The organism is Leifsonia sp. 115AMFTsu3.1, from assembly GCF_004362795.1.
Classification (GTDB): Bacteria; Actinomycetota; Actinomycetes; order Actinomycetales; family Microbacteriaceae; genus Leifsonia.
In genome coordinates, this window is record NZ_SNYB01000001.1 from 844053 (window position 1) to 861035 (window position 16983).

The 16983-nt window shown below is 69.6% G+C and carries 15 protein-coding genes; 11 read left to right on the plus strand and 4 right to left on the minus strand.

The features are described 5' to 3' along the window. Positions 1 to 79: 79 nt before the first annotated feature. On the minus strand, positions 80 to 1270 hold the full coding sequence (locus AXZ95_RS04205; RefSeq protein WP_018189761.1) for an ROK family transcriptional regulator: 1191 nt from the start codon (positions 1268 to 1270) through the stop codon (positions 80 to 82). Between the two features lie 167 nt (positions 1271 to 1437). Here AXZ95_RS04205 and AXZ95_RS04210 point away from each other — a divergent pair, with 167 nt between their 5' ends. From AXZ95_RS04210 to AXZ95_RS04225, 4 genes are read left to right on the plus strand one after another with little or no spacing between them, the layout of a single operon-like run. After that, positions 1438 to 2160, plus strand: coding sequence for a sugar phosphate isomerase/epimerase (locus AXZ95_RS04210; protein ID WP_018189762.1), 723 nt, complete (start codon positions 1438 to 1440; stop codon positions 2158 to 2160). Beyond that, positions 2157 to 3254 carry a Gfo/Idh/MocA family oxidoreductase gene (locus AXZ95_RS04215; RefSeq protein WP_018189763.1) on the plus strand — a complete coding sequence of 366 codons (1098 nt, stop codon included), beginning with the start codon at positions 2157 to 2159 and terminating at the stop codon, positions 3252 to 3254. Before AXZ95_RS04210 ends, AXZ95_RS04215 begins: the two co-directional genes overlap by 4 nt. 13 nt (positions 3255 to 3267) lie before the next feature. After that, positions 3268 to 4437 carry a Gfo/Idh/MocA family oxidoreductase gene (locus AXZ95_RS04220; protein WP_018189764.1) on the plus strand — a complete coding sequence of 390 codons (1170 nt, stop codon included), beginning with the start codon at positions 3268 to 3270 and terminating at the stop codon, positions 4435 to 4437. Beyond that, positions 4430 to 5485: a sugar phosphate isomerase/epimerase family protein gene (locus AXZ95_RS04225; RefSeq protein WP_018189765.1), complete on the plus strand. Its 1056-nt coding sequence runs from the start codon at positions 4430 to 4432 to the stop codon at positions 5483 to 5485. Before AXZ95_RS04220 ends, AXZ95_RS04225 begins: the two co-directional genes overlap by 8 nt. A 9-nt stretch (positions 5486 to 5494) precedes the next feature. Here AXZ95_RS04225 and AXZ95_RS04230 read toward each other — a convergent pair whose 3' ends face one another. Further along, a complete protein-coding gene (locus AXZ95_RS04230) occupies positions 5495 to 6430 on the minus strand; it encodes a hypothetical protein (RefSeq protein WP_018189766.1) in 936 nt (311 codons plus the stop codon). A 71-nt stretch (positions 6431 to 6501) separates the two neighbouring features. On the opposite strand from AXZ95_RS04230, the gene AXZ95_RS04235 reads away from it, so the two are divergent. Continuing rightward, on the plus strand, positions 6502 to 6936 hold the full coding sequence (locus AXZ95_RS04235; RefSeq protein ID WP_018189767.1) for a MarR family transcriptional regulator: 435 nt from the start codon (positions 6502 to 6504) through the stop codon (positions 6934 to 6936). Between the two features lie 3 nt (positions 6937 to 6939). Here the strand turns inward: AXZ95_RS04235 and AXZ95_RS04240 are convergent, their stop codons facing one another. Continuing rightward, positions 6940 to 7392, minus strand: coding sequence for a VOC family protein (locus tag AXZ95_RS04240; RefSeq protein ID WP_018189768.1), 453 nt, complete (start codon positions 7390 to 7392; stop codon positions 6940 to 6942). Positions 7393 to 7492: 100 nt separating this feature from the next. Here AXZ95_RS04240 and AXZ95_RS04245 point away from each other — a divergent pair, with 100 nt between their 5' ends. From AXZ95_RS04245 to AXZ95_RS04270, 6 genes are all read left to right on the plus strand, one after another. Continuing rightward, on the plus strand, positions 7493 to 8476 hold the full coding sequence (locus AXZ95_RS04245; RefSeq protein WP_018189769.1) for a WYL domain-containing protein: 984 nt from the start codon (positions 7493 to 7495) through the stop codon (positions 8474 to 8476). An 81-nt stretch (positions 8477 to 8557) separates the two neighbouring features. After that, complete coding sequence (locus AXZ95_RS04250; protein WP_018189770.1) at positions 8558 to 9805, plus strand: ROK family transcriptional regulator; 1248 nt, start codon at positions 8558 to 8560, stop codon at positions 9803 to 9805. A gap of 134 nt (positions 9806 to 9939) precedes the next feature. Then, entirely contained in the window at positions 9940 to 11292 is a 1353-nt protein-coding gene (locus AXZ95_RS04255; protein WP_018189771.1) for an extracellular solute-binding protein, read from the plus strand. Further along, positions 11292 to 12254, plus strand: a complete 963-nt coding sequence (locus AXZ95_RS04260) for a sugar ABC transporter permease (protein WP_018189772.1) — start codon at positions 11292 to 11294, stop codon at positions 12252 to 12254. Before AXZ95_RS04255 ends, AXZ95_RS04260 begins: the two co-directional genes overlap by 1 nt. Continuing rightward, positions 12254 to 13090: a carbohydrate ABC transporter permease gene (locus AXZ95_RS04265; RefSeq protein WP_018189773.1), complete on the plus strand. Its 837-nt coding sequence runs from the start codon at positions 12254 to 12256 to the stop codon at positions 13088 to 13090. Before AXZ95_RS04260 ends, AXZ95_RS04265 begins: the two co-directional genes overlap by 1 nt. A 45-nt stretch (positions 13091 to 13135) precedes the next feature. Then, complete coding sequence (locus tag AXZ95_RS04270; RefSeq protein WP_018189774.1) at positions 13136 to 16147, plus strand: glycoside hydrolase family 38 C-terminal domain-containing protein; 3012 nt, start codon at positions 13136 to 13138, stop codon at positions 16145 to 16147. A gap of 48 nt (positions 16148 to 16195) precedes the next feature. Here AXZ95_RS04270 and AXZ95_RS04275 read toward each other — a convergent pair whose 3' ends face one another. Next, entirely contained in the window at positions 16196 to 16822 is a 627-nt protein-coding gene (locus tag AXZ95_RS04275) for a DedA family protein (RefSeq protein ID WP_018189775.1), read from the minus strand. Positions 16823 to 16983: the final 161 nt, after the last annotated feature.

Genomic DNA, 16983 nt, shown 5'->3' on the forward strand with positions numbered 1-16983 from the left:
ACTCCTTTCAGTGTGATCCTTGGGGGATTCGAATCGATTCGAGGTAGTGAGGGACGGGGTGGATGTTCCGCCGGCGGCGTCAGCGGAAGAGGGAACGCGGTGTGCCCGCGTCGGGATCGAGCGCGCGCTGGATGACCATGATGGCCGCCCCGATCGCGCCGCCGGTCTCGCCGGAGCGCGACTGCGTGATGGTCAGATGCTGCGTCGCCAGCGGCGTGGACCGCTGATAGACGACCTCGCGCATCCCGGCGAGGAGCTGCTCGCCGACGCGGGAGAGGCTGCCGCCGACGACGATCATCGACGGGTTCAGGAGGTTGACGCAGGTGGCGACGACCGCGCCGAGGTCGCGTCCGGCCTGCCGGATCGCATTCTGGACGGCCGGGTTGCCCGTGCGCGCCAAGGCGACGACGTCGTCGCTGGTCTCGGCGGCGAGACCGGCTTCGGAGAGTGCCCGCGCGATGGCCGGACCACTCACCAGCGACTCGAGGTCCGCATCCTGCTCGCCATGGCTCGGGGTGTCGCTGCCGAAGGGGACGCGGACGTGACCCAGGTCTCCGGCCGAGCCGAGCGCTCCACGCTGCAGGCGGCCACCGCTGATGATCCCGGCGCCGACGCCCGTCGCGACCTTGATGAAGAGGAGGTCTGTCTCCTCCGGCCACATCAGTGCCTGCTCTCCCAAGGCGAGCAGGTTGACGTCGTTGTCGACGAGGACGGGCACGTCGAAGACGCGACGGATGTAGGCGGGGATGTCGAAGCGGTCCCAGCCGGGCATGATCGGCGGGTTCACCGGCAGCCCGGTGGAGTGCTCGACCGGGCCGGGCACCCCGACGCCGACGCCGATCAGCTCTTCCGGCTGCCGGCCGCTGGCCACGTAGAGCTCGGACGCCGTCTCCATCGCCCAGTCGAGCACCGGCTGCGGGCCGTCGGCGATGTCGAGCCGGCGTGACTCGCTCGCCGTGATGTTGCCGGCGAGATCGGCGAGGGCGACCACCCCGTGCGTCGCGCCGAGATCGATCGCCACGACCACGCGCGACTCCGGGTTGAAGCGGATGCGCGAGGGAGGCCGGCCTCCGGACGACACGTCGTCGCCGGCAGGCGCGACGAGTCCCGCCGCGGTGAGCGTGTCGATCCGGGACGCGATGGTGGAGCGCGCCATGCCGGTCAGCTCGGCGAGCTGCGCGCGGGTGCGCGGGATGCCGTCGCGCAGGATCGCCAGCAGCTCCGCGGCGTCTGCGGCGACGAGCACCGAGTCTCGCGCGCTGTCGGTCATAGAGGGTATTGAACCACAGTGCCGGCGGACTGCTCAAAGATCGTCTGCATTCGGTCGACTTTTGATTGACATCCGGCAGAAGTGGCACTTGAATGGAGGCGCGCCATCCGGCGCCTTTCCACTCCATGAACTCGACGAGGAGAACAGTGTCGACGTCAAAAGTCTCCGTGCAGCTGTACACGGTCCGGGAACTCCTGACCGAGGACACGGTCGGTACCCTCAAGCGGATCGCCGAGATCGGGTTCACCCAGGTCGAGCCCTTCGCCTTCCTCACCTTCGGTGACGCGCTCCGCCAGGGCCTCGCCGAGGCCGGCCTGTCCGCGCCCACCACCCACCAGGGCTTCATCGGCGGCGACCTGGACGAGGTGTTCGGCGCCGCGAAGGAGCTGGGCGTCCAGACGGTCATCGACCCGTTCGTCGCGCCCGAGCGCTGGCAGACCGCGGAGGACGTCGCGCAGATCGCCGAGCAGCTCAACGCCGCCGCCGAGGTCGCGGCCCGTCACGGTGTGCGTGTCGGCTACCACAACCACGCTCACGAGCTCGAGAGCACGATCGAGGGTACGACGGCGCTCGAGTTCTTCGCCGGCAAGCTCGCCCAGGAGGTCGTGCTCGAGGTCGACACCTACTGGGTGGCCGTCGGCGGCGTCGACCCGGTCGCGCTGCTCCCCAAGCTCGGCGAGCGTGTGGTCGCCCTCCACATCAAGGACGGCCCCGGCACCACCGAGACGAAGGACCAGGTCGCCGTCGGCCAGGGTTCGCTCCCGATCGAGCAGATCATCGCGGCAGCACCCGACGCCCTCCGTGTCATCGAGCTCGACGACTCGCGCGGTGACCGCTTCCAGGCTGTCGCCGACAGCTTCGCCTTCCTGACCTCGAAGGGCCTCGCATGAGCGGCGGGCGCGTGGGAGTCGGCGTCATCGGCGCCGGTGTCATCAGCAACCAGTACCTCGAGAACCTCACCGTGTTCCCCGACCTCGATGTGCGCTTCGTCGCCGACATCGACCTGGAGCGGGCCAAGGCACAGGCCGACAAGTACGGCGTGCCGGGGTCCGGCACGGTGGAGGAGCTGCTGGCTGACGATGACATCGAGATCGTCGTCAACCTGACCATCCCCAAGGTGCACGTCGAGGTGGCGCAGCAGGCGCTCGCCGCCGGCAAGAACGTCTGGAGCGAGAAGCCGTTCGCCCTCGACCGCGCGAGCGGTCGCGAGCTGCTCGAAGCCGCGCACGCGGCCGGGCTCCGGGTCGCTACGGCGCCCGACACGTTCCTCGGCTCGGGCATCCAGTCGGCCCGCCGCCTGATCGAGAACGGCGACATCGGTGCTCCGCTGACCGCGCTCACGCTGATGCAGAGCCCCGGCCCCGAGTCGTGGCACCCCAACCCCGACTTCCTGTTTCAGGAGGGCGCGGGTCCGCTGTTCGACATCGGTCCGTACTACCTGACGGCCCTCGTGCAGATCTTCGGACCGGTCGCCCGGGTGAGCGCGAGCGCATCCCGCGCTCGCGAGACCCGCGTCATTGGCTCCGGGCCGCGCGCCGGCGAGGAGTTCGCCGTGACCGTGCCGACGCACGTCAGCGCGCTGTACGAGTTCGAGAGCGGGCAGACGGCCCAGGCCGTGTTCAGCTTCGACTCCAAGCTCGGCCGCACCCAGTTCGAGGTCGCGGGTGTCGACGGCACGCTGGTCGTTCCCGACCCCAATACCTTCGAGGGCGAACTGCTGGTCCACGGCGGCGACGGCATCGAGACGGTCCCGTCGACCGGAACGACCGATTCTCGTGGCATCGGTGTGGTGGAGCTCGCACGGGCCATCCGCGCCGGCGTCCCCGAGCGCGCATCGGGCGAGCAGGCCTACCACGTGCTCGACATCATGGTCTCGACCATCGAGGCGGGGGAGTCCCGTACTCCGGTCGAGGTCGAGAGCACGGTGGATGTCGCGCCGGCCCTCCCTGAGGACTGGGACCCGCGAGCGGTGACCCTGGCGTGACGGGAGCCGAGCGATGACGGACGGGAATCAGGCCGGAGCTTCGGCCGGCAGTGCCGCGACCAACGGCGGGCTCACCCGCCGCGACGGCGGTTCGGCCGGAGCCCGGCTCCGCGTCGCGATCGTCGGCGGCGGCTTCATGGCGGAGGTTCACTCGCGTGCGGCTCGTGCGGCACGCGCCGACATCGCCGGACTCGTCTCCTCGACGCCGGAGCGTTCGGCGGCGGCCGCCGAACGGCTCGGCATCGGCCGCTCGTACGGATCGATCGACGAGCTGCTCGCCGATGACACGGTCGACGTCGTGCACGTCACGACGCCCAACGCCCTCCACGCAGAGCAGGCGGCGGCCGTACTGGCCGCCGGCAAAGACGTCATCTGCGAGAAGCCGCTCGCCACGTCGGTCGCCGACGCCGAGAGCCTGGTGGCCGCGGCGGAGGGGCGGACGGCGACCGTTCCCTTCGTCTACCGCTTCCACCCGCTGGTGCGGGAGGCCCGCGCCCGCTTCGCCTCCGGCGAGGCCGGACGCGTGCTGAGTATCAACGCCTCCTACCTGCAGGACTGGCTGCTGGGCTCCGACGACGACAACTGGCGGGTGGATGCGGCGCAGGGCGGCCGCTCGCGCGCCTTCGCCGACATCGGGTCGCACCTCGTCGACCTCGTCGAGTTCGTCAGCGGCGACCGCGTCAGCCGCGTCTCCGCCACCAAACGCACGGTGTTCGCCGAGCGCGCCTCCCATGCGGCGATCACGACGGAGGACGCCGTCGCCGTGGTGATCGAGACGCGTTCCGGCGCTCTCGGAACACTGCTGGTGTCGCAGGTCGCTCCTGGCCGGAAGAACCGCCTCTGGCTCGAGATCTCCGGCAGCGCCGAGAGCGTCGCCTTCGATCAGGAGCAGCCGGAAACGCTGTGGGTGGGCCGTCGAAAGGGAAGCCTGATCATCCCCCGCGACGCCGACCAGCTCAGCGAAGACGCCGCCCGCCTGTGCGTCGTGCCCTCCGGGCACCCGCAGGGCTACCAGGACGCGTTCAACGCGTTCGTCGCCGACAGCTACGCGGCGGTCGCGGGGGAGAACCCCGACGGCCTCCCGCGCTTCACCGACGGCCTTCGTGCGGTGCGGATCACGGATGCGGTGATCGACGCGGCCGAGTCGGGCACCTGGATCGAGATGGGAACGAACAATGACTGACGCCACCAGTGCAGGCGGCTCGGAGACCACCGAGTCGGGCCGGACGCACCCGGTCACCCTCTTCACCGGTCAGTGGGCCGACCTCACGCTCGAAGAGGTCGCGAAGTACGCGAGCGAGTGGGGCTACGACGGCCTCGAGATCGCGTGCTCCGGCGAGCACCTCGACGTCTGGCGCGCCGCCGAAGACGACGCGTACCTGCAGGGCCGACTCGACATCCTCGACCGCTACGGCCTCAAGGTCTGGGCCATCTCCAACCACCTCAAGGGCCAGGCCGTTTGCGACGACCCGATCGACTTCCGCCACCAGGCGATCGTCGGGTCGAAGGTCTGGGGCGACGGCGACCCGGAGGGCGTGCGCCAGCGCGCCGCCGAAGAGCTCAAGCTCACGGCGAAGGTCGCCCGCAAGCTGGGCGTCGACACGGTCGTCGGGTTCACGGGGTCGAGCATCTGGCCGTACGTCGCGCAATTCCCGCCGGTGCCCGCCGAGGTGTTCGACCGCGGCTACCAGGACTTCGCCGACCGCTGGAACCCCATCCTCGACGTCTTCGACGGCGAGGGCGTCCGGTTCGCTCACGAGGTGCACCCGTCCGAGATCGCGTACGACTACTGGACGAGCGTGCGGTCCCTCGAGGCGATCGACCACCGCGAGGCTTTCGGCTTCAACTGGGACCCGTCCCACATGATGTGGCAGGACATCGACCCCGTCGGGTTCATCATCGATTTCCAGGACCGCATCTACCACGTGGACTGCAAGGACACGCGTCTCCGGCCGAAGAACGGCCGCGCCGGCGTGCTCGGTTCCCACCTGTCGTGGGGCGACCCGCGTCGCGGCTGGGACTTCGTCTCCACCGGCCACGGCGACGTGCCGTGGGAGGACGCCTTCCGAGCCCTCGAGTCCATCGGCTACACGGGCCCGATCTCGATCGAGTGGGAAGACGCGGGGATGGACCGCCTGCACGGCGCCAAGGAGGCCGTGGGCTACATCCGATCCCTGCTCTGGAAGCAGCCGACCGCCTCCTTCGACGCGGCGTTCAGCAACCAGGACTGAGCGCGCCGATCACGGGACGAGGACGAGGCGGTCACGGGTCGTGGCCGCCTCGTCCCATGCCCGCTCGACGTCGGAAAGCGGTACGGCACGTGCGTCGGTGACGAACGCGCCGCCCGCCACCTCGACGGCCAACTCGGAGAGCTCATCGACGATCGCCTCCGTGCTCACCGAACCCTGACCGCTACCGATCAGCCGCAGATCGACAGCGCGCAGAGCAGCCGACAGGATCGGTGACTCCGCTCCGGCAACGGACCCGATCTGCACCCACGTGAGCGGCTGATCGTCTCGCGCCCGACCGGGGATAACGGCGCGGAGTGCATCCGCGGTCGGCTCGCCCCACAAGTAATCCAGCACCACATCCACGTCGCTCGCGGCCCGTGCCAGCGCATCCGCGTCGCCCAGCTCGACGACGACGTCAGCCCCCGAATCGTCCAGCCGGTACGAGTCCCTCGAGACCGCAACCACCCGGCCGGCGCCCAAACGCCGGGCGACCTGCACCGCCAGCCCGCCGGCGTTACCCGACGCACCGAGCACCAGCACGCTCTGGCCCGGCTGCATCCGTGCGCGGCGACGCAACGCGACCCAGGACGACATGGCCGGATTCATCGCCGCGGCCAACGGGACGGGATCGGCGTCCGGCGGCAGTGCGACGCTACGCCGCAGATCCACGACGGCCCGTTCGGCCATCGCGCCCTTCGTGGTCTCCGGGAGGATGAAGTACCGGAGCGTACCGTCAGGAGTTCGTCCCACCCCATCCAACCCCGGGATGAGCGGCAGCTCGTCCGTGCTCGTGTAGTGGCTGCCCGCCGCCTGCGATCGCACCCGCGGGGAGATCGCGGCGCCCAGAACCTCGGCCACGACCTCGTGGGCTCGCCGTGGTGCGGGCTCCTCGACGTCCAGGTAGCGCGGGTGGGCGCCGAACTCGGTGACGACGGCTGCTTTCATGACAGTCTCCAAATGGTTGGGATTACGAATTAAATAGATGGTAACCCCAACTAATGCGCTACGCTAGCGACATGGCGACCTCGGCACACCCGCACGACTCGGAGCGCCTTCTCGACGCCCTGGTGCAGACCTCGTTCGAGGTCATCGGCGTGGTCAGTCGTGTCGCAGCCGACAACGAGTTGTCCCTCACTCAGCTGCGCGTGCTGGCCATCCTGCGCGATCGGGAGCCGACCATGTCCGAGCTCGCAGAGCACTTGGGTGTGGACCGTTCGTCCGTCTCCGGCTTGGTCGATCGGGCGACGCAACGGGGGCTCGTGACCCGCGTCCGGGACACCGTCGACCGCCGCTCCGCCCGAGTGGGGCTCACGCCGGCCGGTCACGAACTGGCGCGGGCCGGAGCCGCGGCCATCCATACCGGAGTCGCGCCCCTGCTCGGCGGCCTGGGGCCCGACGACGGAGCGCGACTCACGGAACTGCTGGAAGCTCTGCTCGGCGGCCGTCGCTGACGGTCACGCCACGTCGAGCACCCAGGTGACGCCGAAGCGGTCCGTCAGCATCCCGAACCCCGCGGACCAGGCGGATGTCGCCAGTGGTTCGACGACGGTGGCGCCCTCCGAGAGGCGCTCCCAGTAGCCGGCCAGCTCGTCGAGGGATCCCGCCCGGACGGAGACGAAGAAGGGCTGGTCGGTGATGGTCATCCCGTTCTCCCGCCGCGTCGATGCGGACTGAGCCGCGCCCTGATCTCCAGTGCCCGGAACGTCGTACGCCATCACCCGGAACCCCTCGGGTGAGACGACCTGGCCGAAGACGATGCGCTGCGCGTCAGGGAGTTCGGGGGGCATGCCGAAATCGGCATACGTCGCCGCGGTCACCTCTCCGCCGAACGCGCCGGCGTAGAAGTCGAGGGCTGCTCGCGCCTCTCCGGCGCGGAAGTTCAGGTGCGTGGTGACGGTGATACTCATGACTGTTTCCTCTCGGTGAGATCGCCGGCTTCTCCCGGCGACGCCAGAATCGCAGCGGTAGCGGACAGTTTCGGTCCGCTACTCCCGCGAGAATCGAGGCATGAACGCACCCTCCTCGCGCATGCTCACGATGCTCTCGCTGTTGCAGGCGCGACGGGACTGGCCCGGGCAGGCGCTCGCGGATCGGCTCGACGTGAGCACCCGGACGGTCCGGCGGGATGTGGACCGCCTCCGCGAGCTCGGCTACCGCATCGACGCGCTGAAGGGTCCCGACGGCGGGTACCGTCTCGCCGCGGGCTCCGAGTTGCCGCCCCTCCTGTTCGACGAAGAGCAGGCCGTCGCCCTCTCCATCGCACTACAGAACGCCGGGGCGTCTGGAGCCGAGATCGAGGAGGCCGCTGCCCGCGCGCTCGCGACCGTCCGCCAGGTCATGCCATCTCGCCTGCGGCATCGCATCGACGGCATCCGCTTCGACCGGCCCAGCGCGGGACCGGCGGTCGAGCCGGCGGTGCTCGGCGCGGTGAGCACCGCCGTCCGGGAGAGGAAGGTGCTCCGGTTCGACTATGCCGGAGCGGACGGACCGCCGCGTCGCACCGAGCCGCACGGTCTCGTGGCTCGGGATGCGCGCTGGTATCTGGTGGCGTGGGACCTCGACCGGGACGACTGGCGGGTGTTCCGGCTCGATCGGCTGGCGCCGAGGTTCCCGGCCGGTCCGGGGTTCCGTCCGCGGCAGATCCCCACCGGAGACGCGACGTCGTTTGTAGCGGCGCGCTTCAAGGGCAGCGACGACGAGGACCGCTGGCCATGCGTGGGCGAGGTCGTCATCGACCTGCCGCCGCGCGACGTGATCCCGTGGGTGACCGACGGCCACGTGGAGCCCGTGGGCGAGTCCCGGAGTCGTCTCACCCTCGGCTCGTGGTCGTGGATCGGCGTGCTGGCGTCTCTCACGCGGTTCGACGTCGCGTTCGAGATCGTCGGCCCGCCCGCACTGGCGGAGGCCGCGGCGACGCTCGCCAACCGTCTGGTCGCGGCGGCCCGACCGCTCGGGCCGCCGGGACCGCCCGAACGGGGGAGGGTCGCCTAGCCGCCCCCGCAGGCGTCCAGCCCGCAGTCAGTAGGTATCCTCAGTACTCACTGGGGACACCTGGCGGCGAACGGAGGACCTGTGGCCAGAGGAGCCAACCTCCCCGCCATCGCGGCGTTCAACGAGACGGTCGTGCTGGATGCCGTCCGACGGTCGCCGGACGGGCTCAGCCGGGTGGAGCTGGCAGCGCGAACGGGCCTCTCGGCGCAGACCGTCACCAACGTGACGCGCCGCCTCCTGCAGCAGGGGCTCATCCGCGAGGCCGGGAAGCAGAGCGAGGGCAGCCCGGGCAAGCCGCGCACCATCCTGCGCCTGAACCCGGCGGGCGCCTACGCCGTGGGTGTCCACCTCGACCCCACCGTGATCGCCTGCGTCCTGCTCGATCTCGAGGGGTCCGTGGTCGCCCATGTGCACCGTCCGTCCCCGCCGGACGGCGACGCCGTCTCGACGCTCGCGGCCGCCGTCGACGCCATCCACGAGGTGCTCGCGACGCCGGGCGTCGATCCGGAGCGCGTGATCGGCGTCGGCGTCGCCGCGCCGGGCCCCATCGACGCTGAGCGGGGTGTGGTGGTCCGGCCGCCGTTGATCCCGAGCTGGAACGACTTCCACCTCCGGGACGAGCTGACGGCTGCGACCGGCCTGCCCTCCCTGGTCGCCAAGGATGTGACGTGCGCGGCCGTCGCCGAGCGGTGGAGCGATCCGGCCGGAGCATCCCGGGACTACGCGTTCGTCTACTACGGAACGGGCGTCGGCGTCGGCCTGGTGCTGGGCGGAGAGGTCTACACGGGATCCACCGACAACGCCGGCGATGTCGGCCATGTGCTCGTCGACCCCGGCGGAACGCTGTGCGCCTGCGGCCGGCGCGGCTGTTACGGGGAGTCCGTCCGGCCGTACCGGCTGGTCATGCAGGGCCTGTGGGCGGGGGTGCTGACGCCGCCTGTGGGCACGACCGTCGTGCCGGAGGAGGACCTGCAGCTGGATGTGGAGACCGTCGACGAGCTCTTCACCGACCTGGCATCCGCGGCGGAGGCCGGTGACGCGGGGGCGCGGGAGATCATCGACCGGAGCATCCGCAACTCGGCCTTCTACCTGTCCAATCTGACGTCCCTCCTCGATCTCGACCGCATCGTCTACGGCGGCCCGTCGTGGTCGCGGGTGGAGCGCCGCTATCTGGACCAGCTGCCGGCGCGGCTGGCCGAGCTCGACACGGGCATCCTGACGCACGGCATCGCGATCGCCTCCAGCGCGATCGGTGAGGACGTCGCGGCCGTAGGTGCGGCCGCGCTCGTCCTGGACGGGACGTTCTCGCCGCGCGCTGTCGTCCGCTGACCGCTGCCGCGCTGCTCTTGCGACACGGCGGGGGACAATCTCGCCGTTTCCCTTGCGCTTGTAAATCAAATTGATTTATAAATTACGCAGGTCCGGCGGCGTCACGCCACGGACATCAATGCAAAGGAGCATCGATGAAGCGAAGCAGGATCCTGGCCGCCACCGTGGCCACTGCGGCCCTCGTCGCAATGGCGGGATGTTCGTCCTCGTCCGGCGGCAGCGACGGCACGACCATCAAGGTCGCCTTCCAGGACTTCGGGTCCGACATCATGGCCAACTTCATGACCAAGGCCAAGGCCGACTTCGAGAAGGCCAACCCGGGGAAGAAGATCACGCTCGTCCCGATCAAGGCGGCCGAGAACGACTACTACACGAAGCTCTCCCTCATGAACCGTGCGGCCACCACGGCGCCCGACGTGATGTCGGAGGACACCTTCCTCATCCGCGCCGACGCGCAGGCCGGCTATCTGGCCCCGCTCGACTCGTACGTCGACACATGGTCGGACTGGTCGAACTTCTTCGACAACGCCAAGGACGCGGGCAAGGGAGACGACGGCAAGGTCTACGGCATCCCGACCGGCACCGACACCCGGGGCCTCTGGTACAACAAGGACATCTTCGCGAAGGCCGGCATCCCGACCCCGTGGCAGCCGAAGACCTGGGATGACGTGATCGGCGCCGCGAAGAAGATCAAGGCGGCCGTGCCGGGCGTCATCCCGCTCAACATCTTCTCGGGAAAAGCCGCGGGTGAGGCGAGCTCGATGCAGGGCTTCGAGATGCTGCTGTACGGAGCCAGCGAGAAGGGCCTCTACGACGACTCGAAGGCCAAGTGGATCGTCGGCTCGAAGGCGTTCACGGACGCGCTCGACGTGATCAAGGAGGTCTACCAGGGCGGCCTCGGCCCGAGCCAGGAGGTCACCAGCGACACGAACTACCAGAACACGATCAACAACCAGCTCATGCCGCAGGGCAAGCTCGCGATCAACCTCGACGGCTCGTGGGCCTCGAACGCCTGGCTGCCGACCGGCGCGACGCCGTGGGCCGACTGGTCTTCTGTCATGGGCACCGCGGCCATGCCGACGAAAGAGGGGCAGGACCCCGGAAAGATCAGCCTGTCCGGCGGGTGGACGTTCTCGATGGGCGCCAAGAGCAAGGCCAAGGACCTGGCGTGGAAGTTCATCACCTTCCTGACCGACAAGCAGCGCTCGCTCGAGTACAACATCAACACCGCCGGCATCCCGGTCCGCAAGGATGTCGCCGACGACGAGAAGTACAAGACGTCGAACCCGACCTCGGAGTTCTTCTCGTCGCTCGTCGCCGTGACCAAGTTCCGGCCCGCCACACCCGACTATCCGAAGATCTCGAACGGCATCCAGGTCGCGATGGAGTCGGTGATGACCGGGCAGGCCACGCCCGCAGAGGCCGCCAAGACCTACGACGACACCGTCGTGGGGATCGTCGGTGAGGGCAAGACGGAGTCGAAGTAGTGACCTCCACCGTCCCCGCCGTCTCGGACGCGCGCGGCCGGGCCTCGTCGGCCCGGCCGCCGCGCCAGCGGGACACGGCACGTTCGCGCGCACACACCCGGCGGTCGCTCGCCCGCTCGGTCCCCCTCCTCCCCGCCATCGGTCTGCTCGTCGTGTTCCTGCTCGGGCCGATCCTGTCGTCGTTCTACGGCTCGTTCACCGACATGTCGCTGACGGGTTCCGCTGCCGCATCCAGCCAGTGGGTGGGGTTGCAGAACTACATCGACCTCTTCAAGAGCCCGGACTTCCCGGTCTCGGTCTGGCTGACCCTGGTCTTCCTGCTCGGGTCCGCGGTCATCGGCCAGAATGTCGCCGGGATGGTGCTGGCTCTGCTGATGCGGAGCGGGAGCCGCTGGGTCGGCGCGATCGTCTCGACCTTCGTCGTCGGCGCGTGGGTCCTTCCGGAGATCGTCGCGGCGTTCGCGTCGTACGCGTTCTTCAGCCAGCACGGGACGCTGAACGCCATCCTCGCGATGTTCGGCGTGACGGGTCCGTCCTGGCTGTTCGCCTTCCCGATGCTGTCGATCATCCTGGCCAACACGTGGCGAGGCACGGCCTTCTCGATGCTCGTCTACTCGGCGGCGCTGCAGGAGGTGCCGCCGGAGATCACCGAGGCGGCGGAGGTCGACGGCGCCAACGGCGTCAAGCGGTTCTTCCTCGTGACGCTGCCGATGATCCGGCGGAGCATCTCCACCAACCTGATGCTCATCACGCTTCAGACGTTGTCCGTCTTCACCCTCATCTACGTGATGACCGGAGGCGGCCCGGGCAACAAGAGCATGACGCTCCCCGTGCTGGCGTACCAGGAGGCGTTCAAGTTCTCCGAGCTCGGCTACGGCACCGCGATCGCGACGATCCTTCTGCTCGTGGGAGCGGTGTTCGCCGTGATCTATGTGCGGGCCCTCAAGACGGAGGTGGACTGATGAAGCTGTCGTCACCCAACGGGGTCGCCCTGCGCTGGACGTCGAACGTCATCCTGCTCCTCATCGGCGCGGTCTTCGTGCTCCCGCTGGTGTGGGTGGTGCTCGCGTCGTTCGACGGCGGGGCCACGCTCTCGGTCGCGTGGCCGAAGCAGTGGTCCCTGGAGAACTTCCGCAAGGTGCTCACGCCTGAGCTGTCGTTCCTGCCGCTGTGGAACAGCCTGCTGCTGTCGGCGGGATGCGCGATCGTCACGGTGGTGGTCGCCATCCTCGCGGCGTACCCGCTGTCGCGTTACCGCAACCGGTTCAACCGGCCGTTCCTGTACGCGATCCTGTTCGGCACCTGCCTGCCGATCACCGCGATGATGGTGCCGGTGTACAGCCTGTTCGTCTCGCTGAACCTGATCGACTCGCTCGGCGGGACCATCCTGTTCCTCGCCGCGTCGTCCCTCCCGATGGCGATCTGGATGACGAAGAACTTCGTCGACTCGGTGCCCGTGCAGCTGGAGGAGGCGGCCTGGGTGGATGGCGCATCCAGCATGAAGACGCTGTGGACGGTCGTCGTCCCCCTCGTCCGCCCCGGGATCGCGGTGGTGTTCATCTACGTGTTCGTGGCAGCCTGGGGCAACTTCTTCGTCCCCTTCGTGCTGCTGCTGAGCCCGGAGAACCAGCCGGCGGCCGTGAGCATCTTCACGTTCTTCGGCCAGTACGGTGCGGTCGCCTACGGGCAGCTGGCGGCGTACTCGCTCATCTACTCCGTTCCCGTGATCGCCCTCTACGTCATCGTGTCGCGCGCGCTCGGCGGTTCGTCCGCGCTCGCCGGCGCCGTCAAGGGATGAGCCCGTCCCTTCGCCCCGTCCCATCCCCTCACCCAAGGAGAACCGTTGTACCAGCAGAACCAGCTCGCCGAGATGCGCATCGACCGCTTCGTTCGCGAACGCCTCACGCCCGCCCTCGAGCGTGCGGCCGCGCCCGCGTCGATCGAGGCGTGGGAGGCGCCCGGCGAGCCGGTGCCCTTCGCTGACGCCGTCGCGAACGACTTCCGGCCGTTCGCGGCGGGGGAGGCGTGGGGTCGGCCGTGGGGCACCGTGTGGTTCCGCGTGACCGGCACGGTCCCGGCGGAGTGGGATGCGGCGGCCGAGGATGTCGAGCTCCTCGTCGACCTCGGGTTCACGCTGAGCCAGGTGGGATTCCAGGCGGAGGGTCTGGTGTGGACTCCCGAGGGCACCATCCTGAAGGCGCTGGAGCCGTACAACGCCTACGTGCGCCTCCAGGCCCGGCCGGGGGAGTCGTTCGAGCTGTACGTCGAGGCCGCGGCCAACCCGGATGTGGGCTCGAACTGGACCTTCGCGCCGACCGGGATGGGCCGGGTGTCGACAGCGCCGCAGACCCCGATCTACACGCTGCGCCGTGTGGACATCGTGCATCGCGACCGCGAGGTGTGGGAGCTGGTGCAGGACATCTTCACCGCGAAGGGGCTCGCGCTCGTGCTGCCCGAGACGTCGCCCCGCAGGGCCGCCCTGTTCGCCGCGCTGGAAGCCGCCGTCACCGCGGTCGATCCCTTCGACGTCGCCGGGACGGTGTCGCGGGGGCGGGAGGCGCTCGCCGGGGTGCTCGCCTCGCCTGCGTCGGCGACGGCGCACCGGGTCTTCGCGGTCGGGCACGCGCACATCGACTCGGCCTGGCTGTGGCCGGTGCGCGAGACCATCCGCAAGTGCGCCCGCACCTTCTCCAACGTGCTCGACCTGATGGACCAGGACCCGGACTTCGTGTTCGCGTGCTCGTCCGCCCAGCAGTTCGCCTGGATGAAGCAGTTCTATCCTGAGCTGTTCGAGCGCATCCGGGCACGTGTCGCCGAGGGCCGGTTCGTCCCGGTGGGCGGCATGTGGGTCGAGTCGGACACCAATATGCCGGGATCGGAGGCGATGGCCCGGCAGTTCGTCGAGGGCAAGCGGTTCTTCCTGGAGGAGTTCGGATACGAGCCGCGCGAGGTGTGGCTCCCCGACTCCTTCGGCTACTCGGGCGCACTGCCGCAGATCGCGCGCGAGGCGGGGATGGACAACTTCCTCACCCAGAAGATCTCGTGGAACGAGGTCAACCTGTTCCCGCACCACACGTTCCAGTGGGAGGGCATCGACGGATCGCGCATCTTCACGCACTTCCCGCCGGTCGACACGTACAACTCGATCCTCTCGGGCCAGGAGCTGGCACGCGCCGAGCGGAACTTCGCCGACAAGGGCCGGGCGAACACCTCGCTGGTGCCCTTCGGATTCGGCGACGGCGGCGGCGGCCCGACCCGGGAGATGCTCGCGGCGGCGGAGCGCACCGCCGACCTCGAAGGGTCGCCGACGGTGCGCGTCGCATCGCCCGCCGCCTTCTTCGAGGCGGCGCGCGCGGAGTTCGACCCCGCACCGGTGTGGGTGGGGGAGCTCTACCTGGAGTTCCACCGCGGCACGTACACCTCCCAGGCGCGGACCAAGCACGGCAACCGCCGCAGCGAGGCGCTGCTGCACGAAGCCGAGCTCTGGGCGGCCACCGCCGCCGTCCGTACCGGGGCCGACTACCCGGAGCGCGAGCTGCGCGAGGCGTGGCGGACCGTGCTCCTACAGCAGTTCCACGACATCCTGCCCGGTTCGTCGATCGGCTGGGTGCACGACCAGGCGGTCGAGAACTACGCGCGGGTGGCGGAGTCGCTGGAGGCGGTCATCGCGCGGTCGCTGGCGGCTCTGGGTGACGGAGTTGCGGATGGAGTTGCGGATGCGACGAGCGCCGGTCTCGTCGCCAACTCCTCCCCGTTCGCCGTGGACGGCGTACCGGCCGGCGGAGTTGCGGTCCCGCAGCGGACCGGCGACGCGCGCATCGAGCGCGACGGCGACGGCATCCGGCTGTCGAACGATCGCGTCAGCGTCCTCGTCGATGCCGACGGTCTGATCGCGTCCCTGGTGGATGCCGCCACAGGTCGCGAGGCGGTGCCTCCGGGCACGCGCGCCAATGTGCTCCAGCTGTTCCGCGACACCCCCGCCCAGTGGGACGCCTGGGATGTCGACATCGAGTACCGGCTCTCCGGCGAGGATCTGAGCGGTCTCGACTCCCTGGAGGTGGTCTCCGAGTCGCCGGAGCTGGTCGCGCTGCGGGTCGTCCGCCGGTTCGGGGCGTCCACCGTCACGCAGACGCTCGCGCTCGCCGCCGGCTCCCCGGCCCTCGACATCGAGACGAACGTCGACTGGCACGAGCGCCAGCGCATGCTGAAGCTCGCCTTCCCCGTGGATGTGCACACCGCCTCCGCGCGGTCCGAGATCCAGTTCGGCCACATCGAACGCCCGACGCACACCAACACGAGCTGGGATGTCGCCCGGTTCGAGACGAGCGCGCACCGCTGGGTCCACGTCGGCGAGCCGGGGTTCGGCGTCGGGGTCGCCAACGACTCCACCTACGGCCACGATGTGACACGCCACCCGCGCGACGGTGGCGGCACCTACTCCCTGGTGCGCCAGACGTTGCTGCGCGCCCCGCTCTTCCCGGACCCGGAGGCAGACCAGGGCCGGCACACGCTGCGCACCTCCCTCGTGGTGGGCGGAGTGGACGCGGCGATCGAGGCCGGCTACCGGCTCAACCTGCCCCTGCGTCCCGCGCCCGCCGCGGTGGATCCGCTGATCGTGTCGAGCGATCCGGCCGTCGTCGTGGAGACCGTCAAGCTCGCCGAGGACGGCTCGGGCGACGTCGTCGTCCGGCTGTACGAATCGCTCGGGTCGCGCGCCGCGACGACGTTGGTCGCGTCGTTCCCGTACCGGCGCATCCAGAGGACGGATCTGCTCGAGCGCGAGACCGGCGACGGCGCGCTCGACCTGCAGCTGCGCCCCTTCGAGCTCGTCACGCTGCGGTTCGTCCGCGAGTGACGCACGATCGCCCGCCCCGGGCCGCGCGAACCCCGGGGCGGGTACAGGTCATTCCGCGAGGGTCCGCCGCGCGCGCCGGTCGAGGACCCAGGCGCGGACACCCGCGATGAGGGAGGCGAGGATGACGACGCCCGCCACGACGTAGGCGACCGGCCGCACGCTCGGATTGACGGCGGCGAAGTAGCCGATCACGGTGATGAGCACGCCCCAGCTGAGCGCTCCGACGATGTTGGCGGTGAGGAACCGCCAGTAGCTCATCGCGCTGATCCCGGCGATCGGCGGGATGAAGACGCGACCCCACGGGATGTACCGGCTGATCACCACAGACCACCAGCCGAAGAGTTCGTAGAAGCGCTCAGCCCGTTTCACCCCGGCCTGCACCCAGCGACCGCCGCGGCGGGTCAGATACGGCCGGCCGAGCCGACGGCCGAGCCAGAATCCGACCTGGTCGCCCAGCACGGCGGCGATCCCGACGCCGATGGCGAGGACCCAGATGTTCAGCTCCGGGTTGGTGCCGGTGAGGATGCCGGCGCCGAACAGCAGTGAGTCGCCGGTGATGAACGGGATGAAGACGCCGATGAAGAGCGCGGTACCGGCGAAGACGAGTCCCCACACCGCCAGGTAGAACACGAGCGGCCCGACGTCGCCGAGGAAGTCAGCGAGATCGTGGGCCATACCCCGAGCGTATCGGACCCCCCTCCGCCCCTCCGCCCACTCCCGTCGCGCCTCCGCCCCACCGTCGAGTCCGCAAACTTTGCACACGAAGCGCCGCGGCGGCGTGCAAAGTTTGCGGACTCGACGGTGGGTGGAAGGGGGTGGAGGGGGGAATGTGACGA

What these genes read in the sequence shown, in the direction of transcription:
- AXZ95_RS04205 (WP_018189761.1), bottom strand. Translation starts at nt 1,270, where the DNA reads ATGACCGACAGCGCGCGAGACTCGGTGCTCGTCGCCGCAGACGCCGCG.
- AXZ95_RS04215 (WP_018189763.1), top strand. Translation starts at nt 2,157, where the DNA reads ATGAGCGGCGGGCGCGTGGGAGTCGGCGTCATCGGCGCCGGTGTCATC.
- AXZ95_RS04220 (WP_018189764.1), top strand. Translation starts at nt 3,268, where the DNA reads ATGACGGACGGGAATCAGGCCGGAGCTTCGGCCGGCAGTGCCGCGACC.
- AXZ95_RS04225 (WP_018189765.1), top strand. Translation starts at nt 4,430, where the DNA reads ATGACTGACGCCACCAGTGCAGGCGGCTCGGAGACCACCGAGTCGGGC.
- AXZ95_RS04230 (WP_018189766.1), bottom strand. Translation starts at nt 6,430, where the DNA reads ATGAAAGCAGCCGTCGTCACCGAGTTCGGCGCCCACCCGCGCTACCTG.
- AXZ95_RS04235 (WP_018189767.1), top strand. Translation starts at nt 6,502, where the DNA reads ATGGCGACCTCGGCACACCCGCACGACTCGGAGCGCCTTCTCGACGCC.
- AXZ95_RS04240 (WP_018189768.1), bottom strand. Translation starts at nt 7,392, where the DNA reads ATGAGTATCACCGTCACCACGCACCTGAACTTCCGCGCCGGAGAGGCG.
- AXZ95_RS04245 (WP_018189769.1), top strand. Translation starts at nt 7,493, where the DNA reads ATGAACGCACCCTCCTCGCGCATGCTCACGATGCTCTCGCTGTTGCAG.
- AXZ95_RS04255 (WP_018189771.1), top strand. Translation starts at nt 9,940, where the DNA reads ATGAAGCGAAGCAGGATCCTGGCCGCCACCGTGGCCACTGCGGCCCTC.
- AXZ95_RS04265 (WP_018189773.1), top strand. Translation starts at nt 12,254, where the DNA reads ATGAAGCTGTCGTCACCCAACGGGGTCGCCCTGCGCTGGACGTCGAAC.
- AXZ95_RS04275 (WP_018189775.1), bottom strand. Translation starts at nt 16,822, where the DNA reads ATGGCCCACGATCTCGCTGACTTCCTCGGCGACGTCGGGCCGCTCGTG.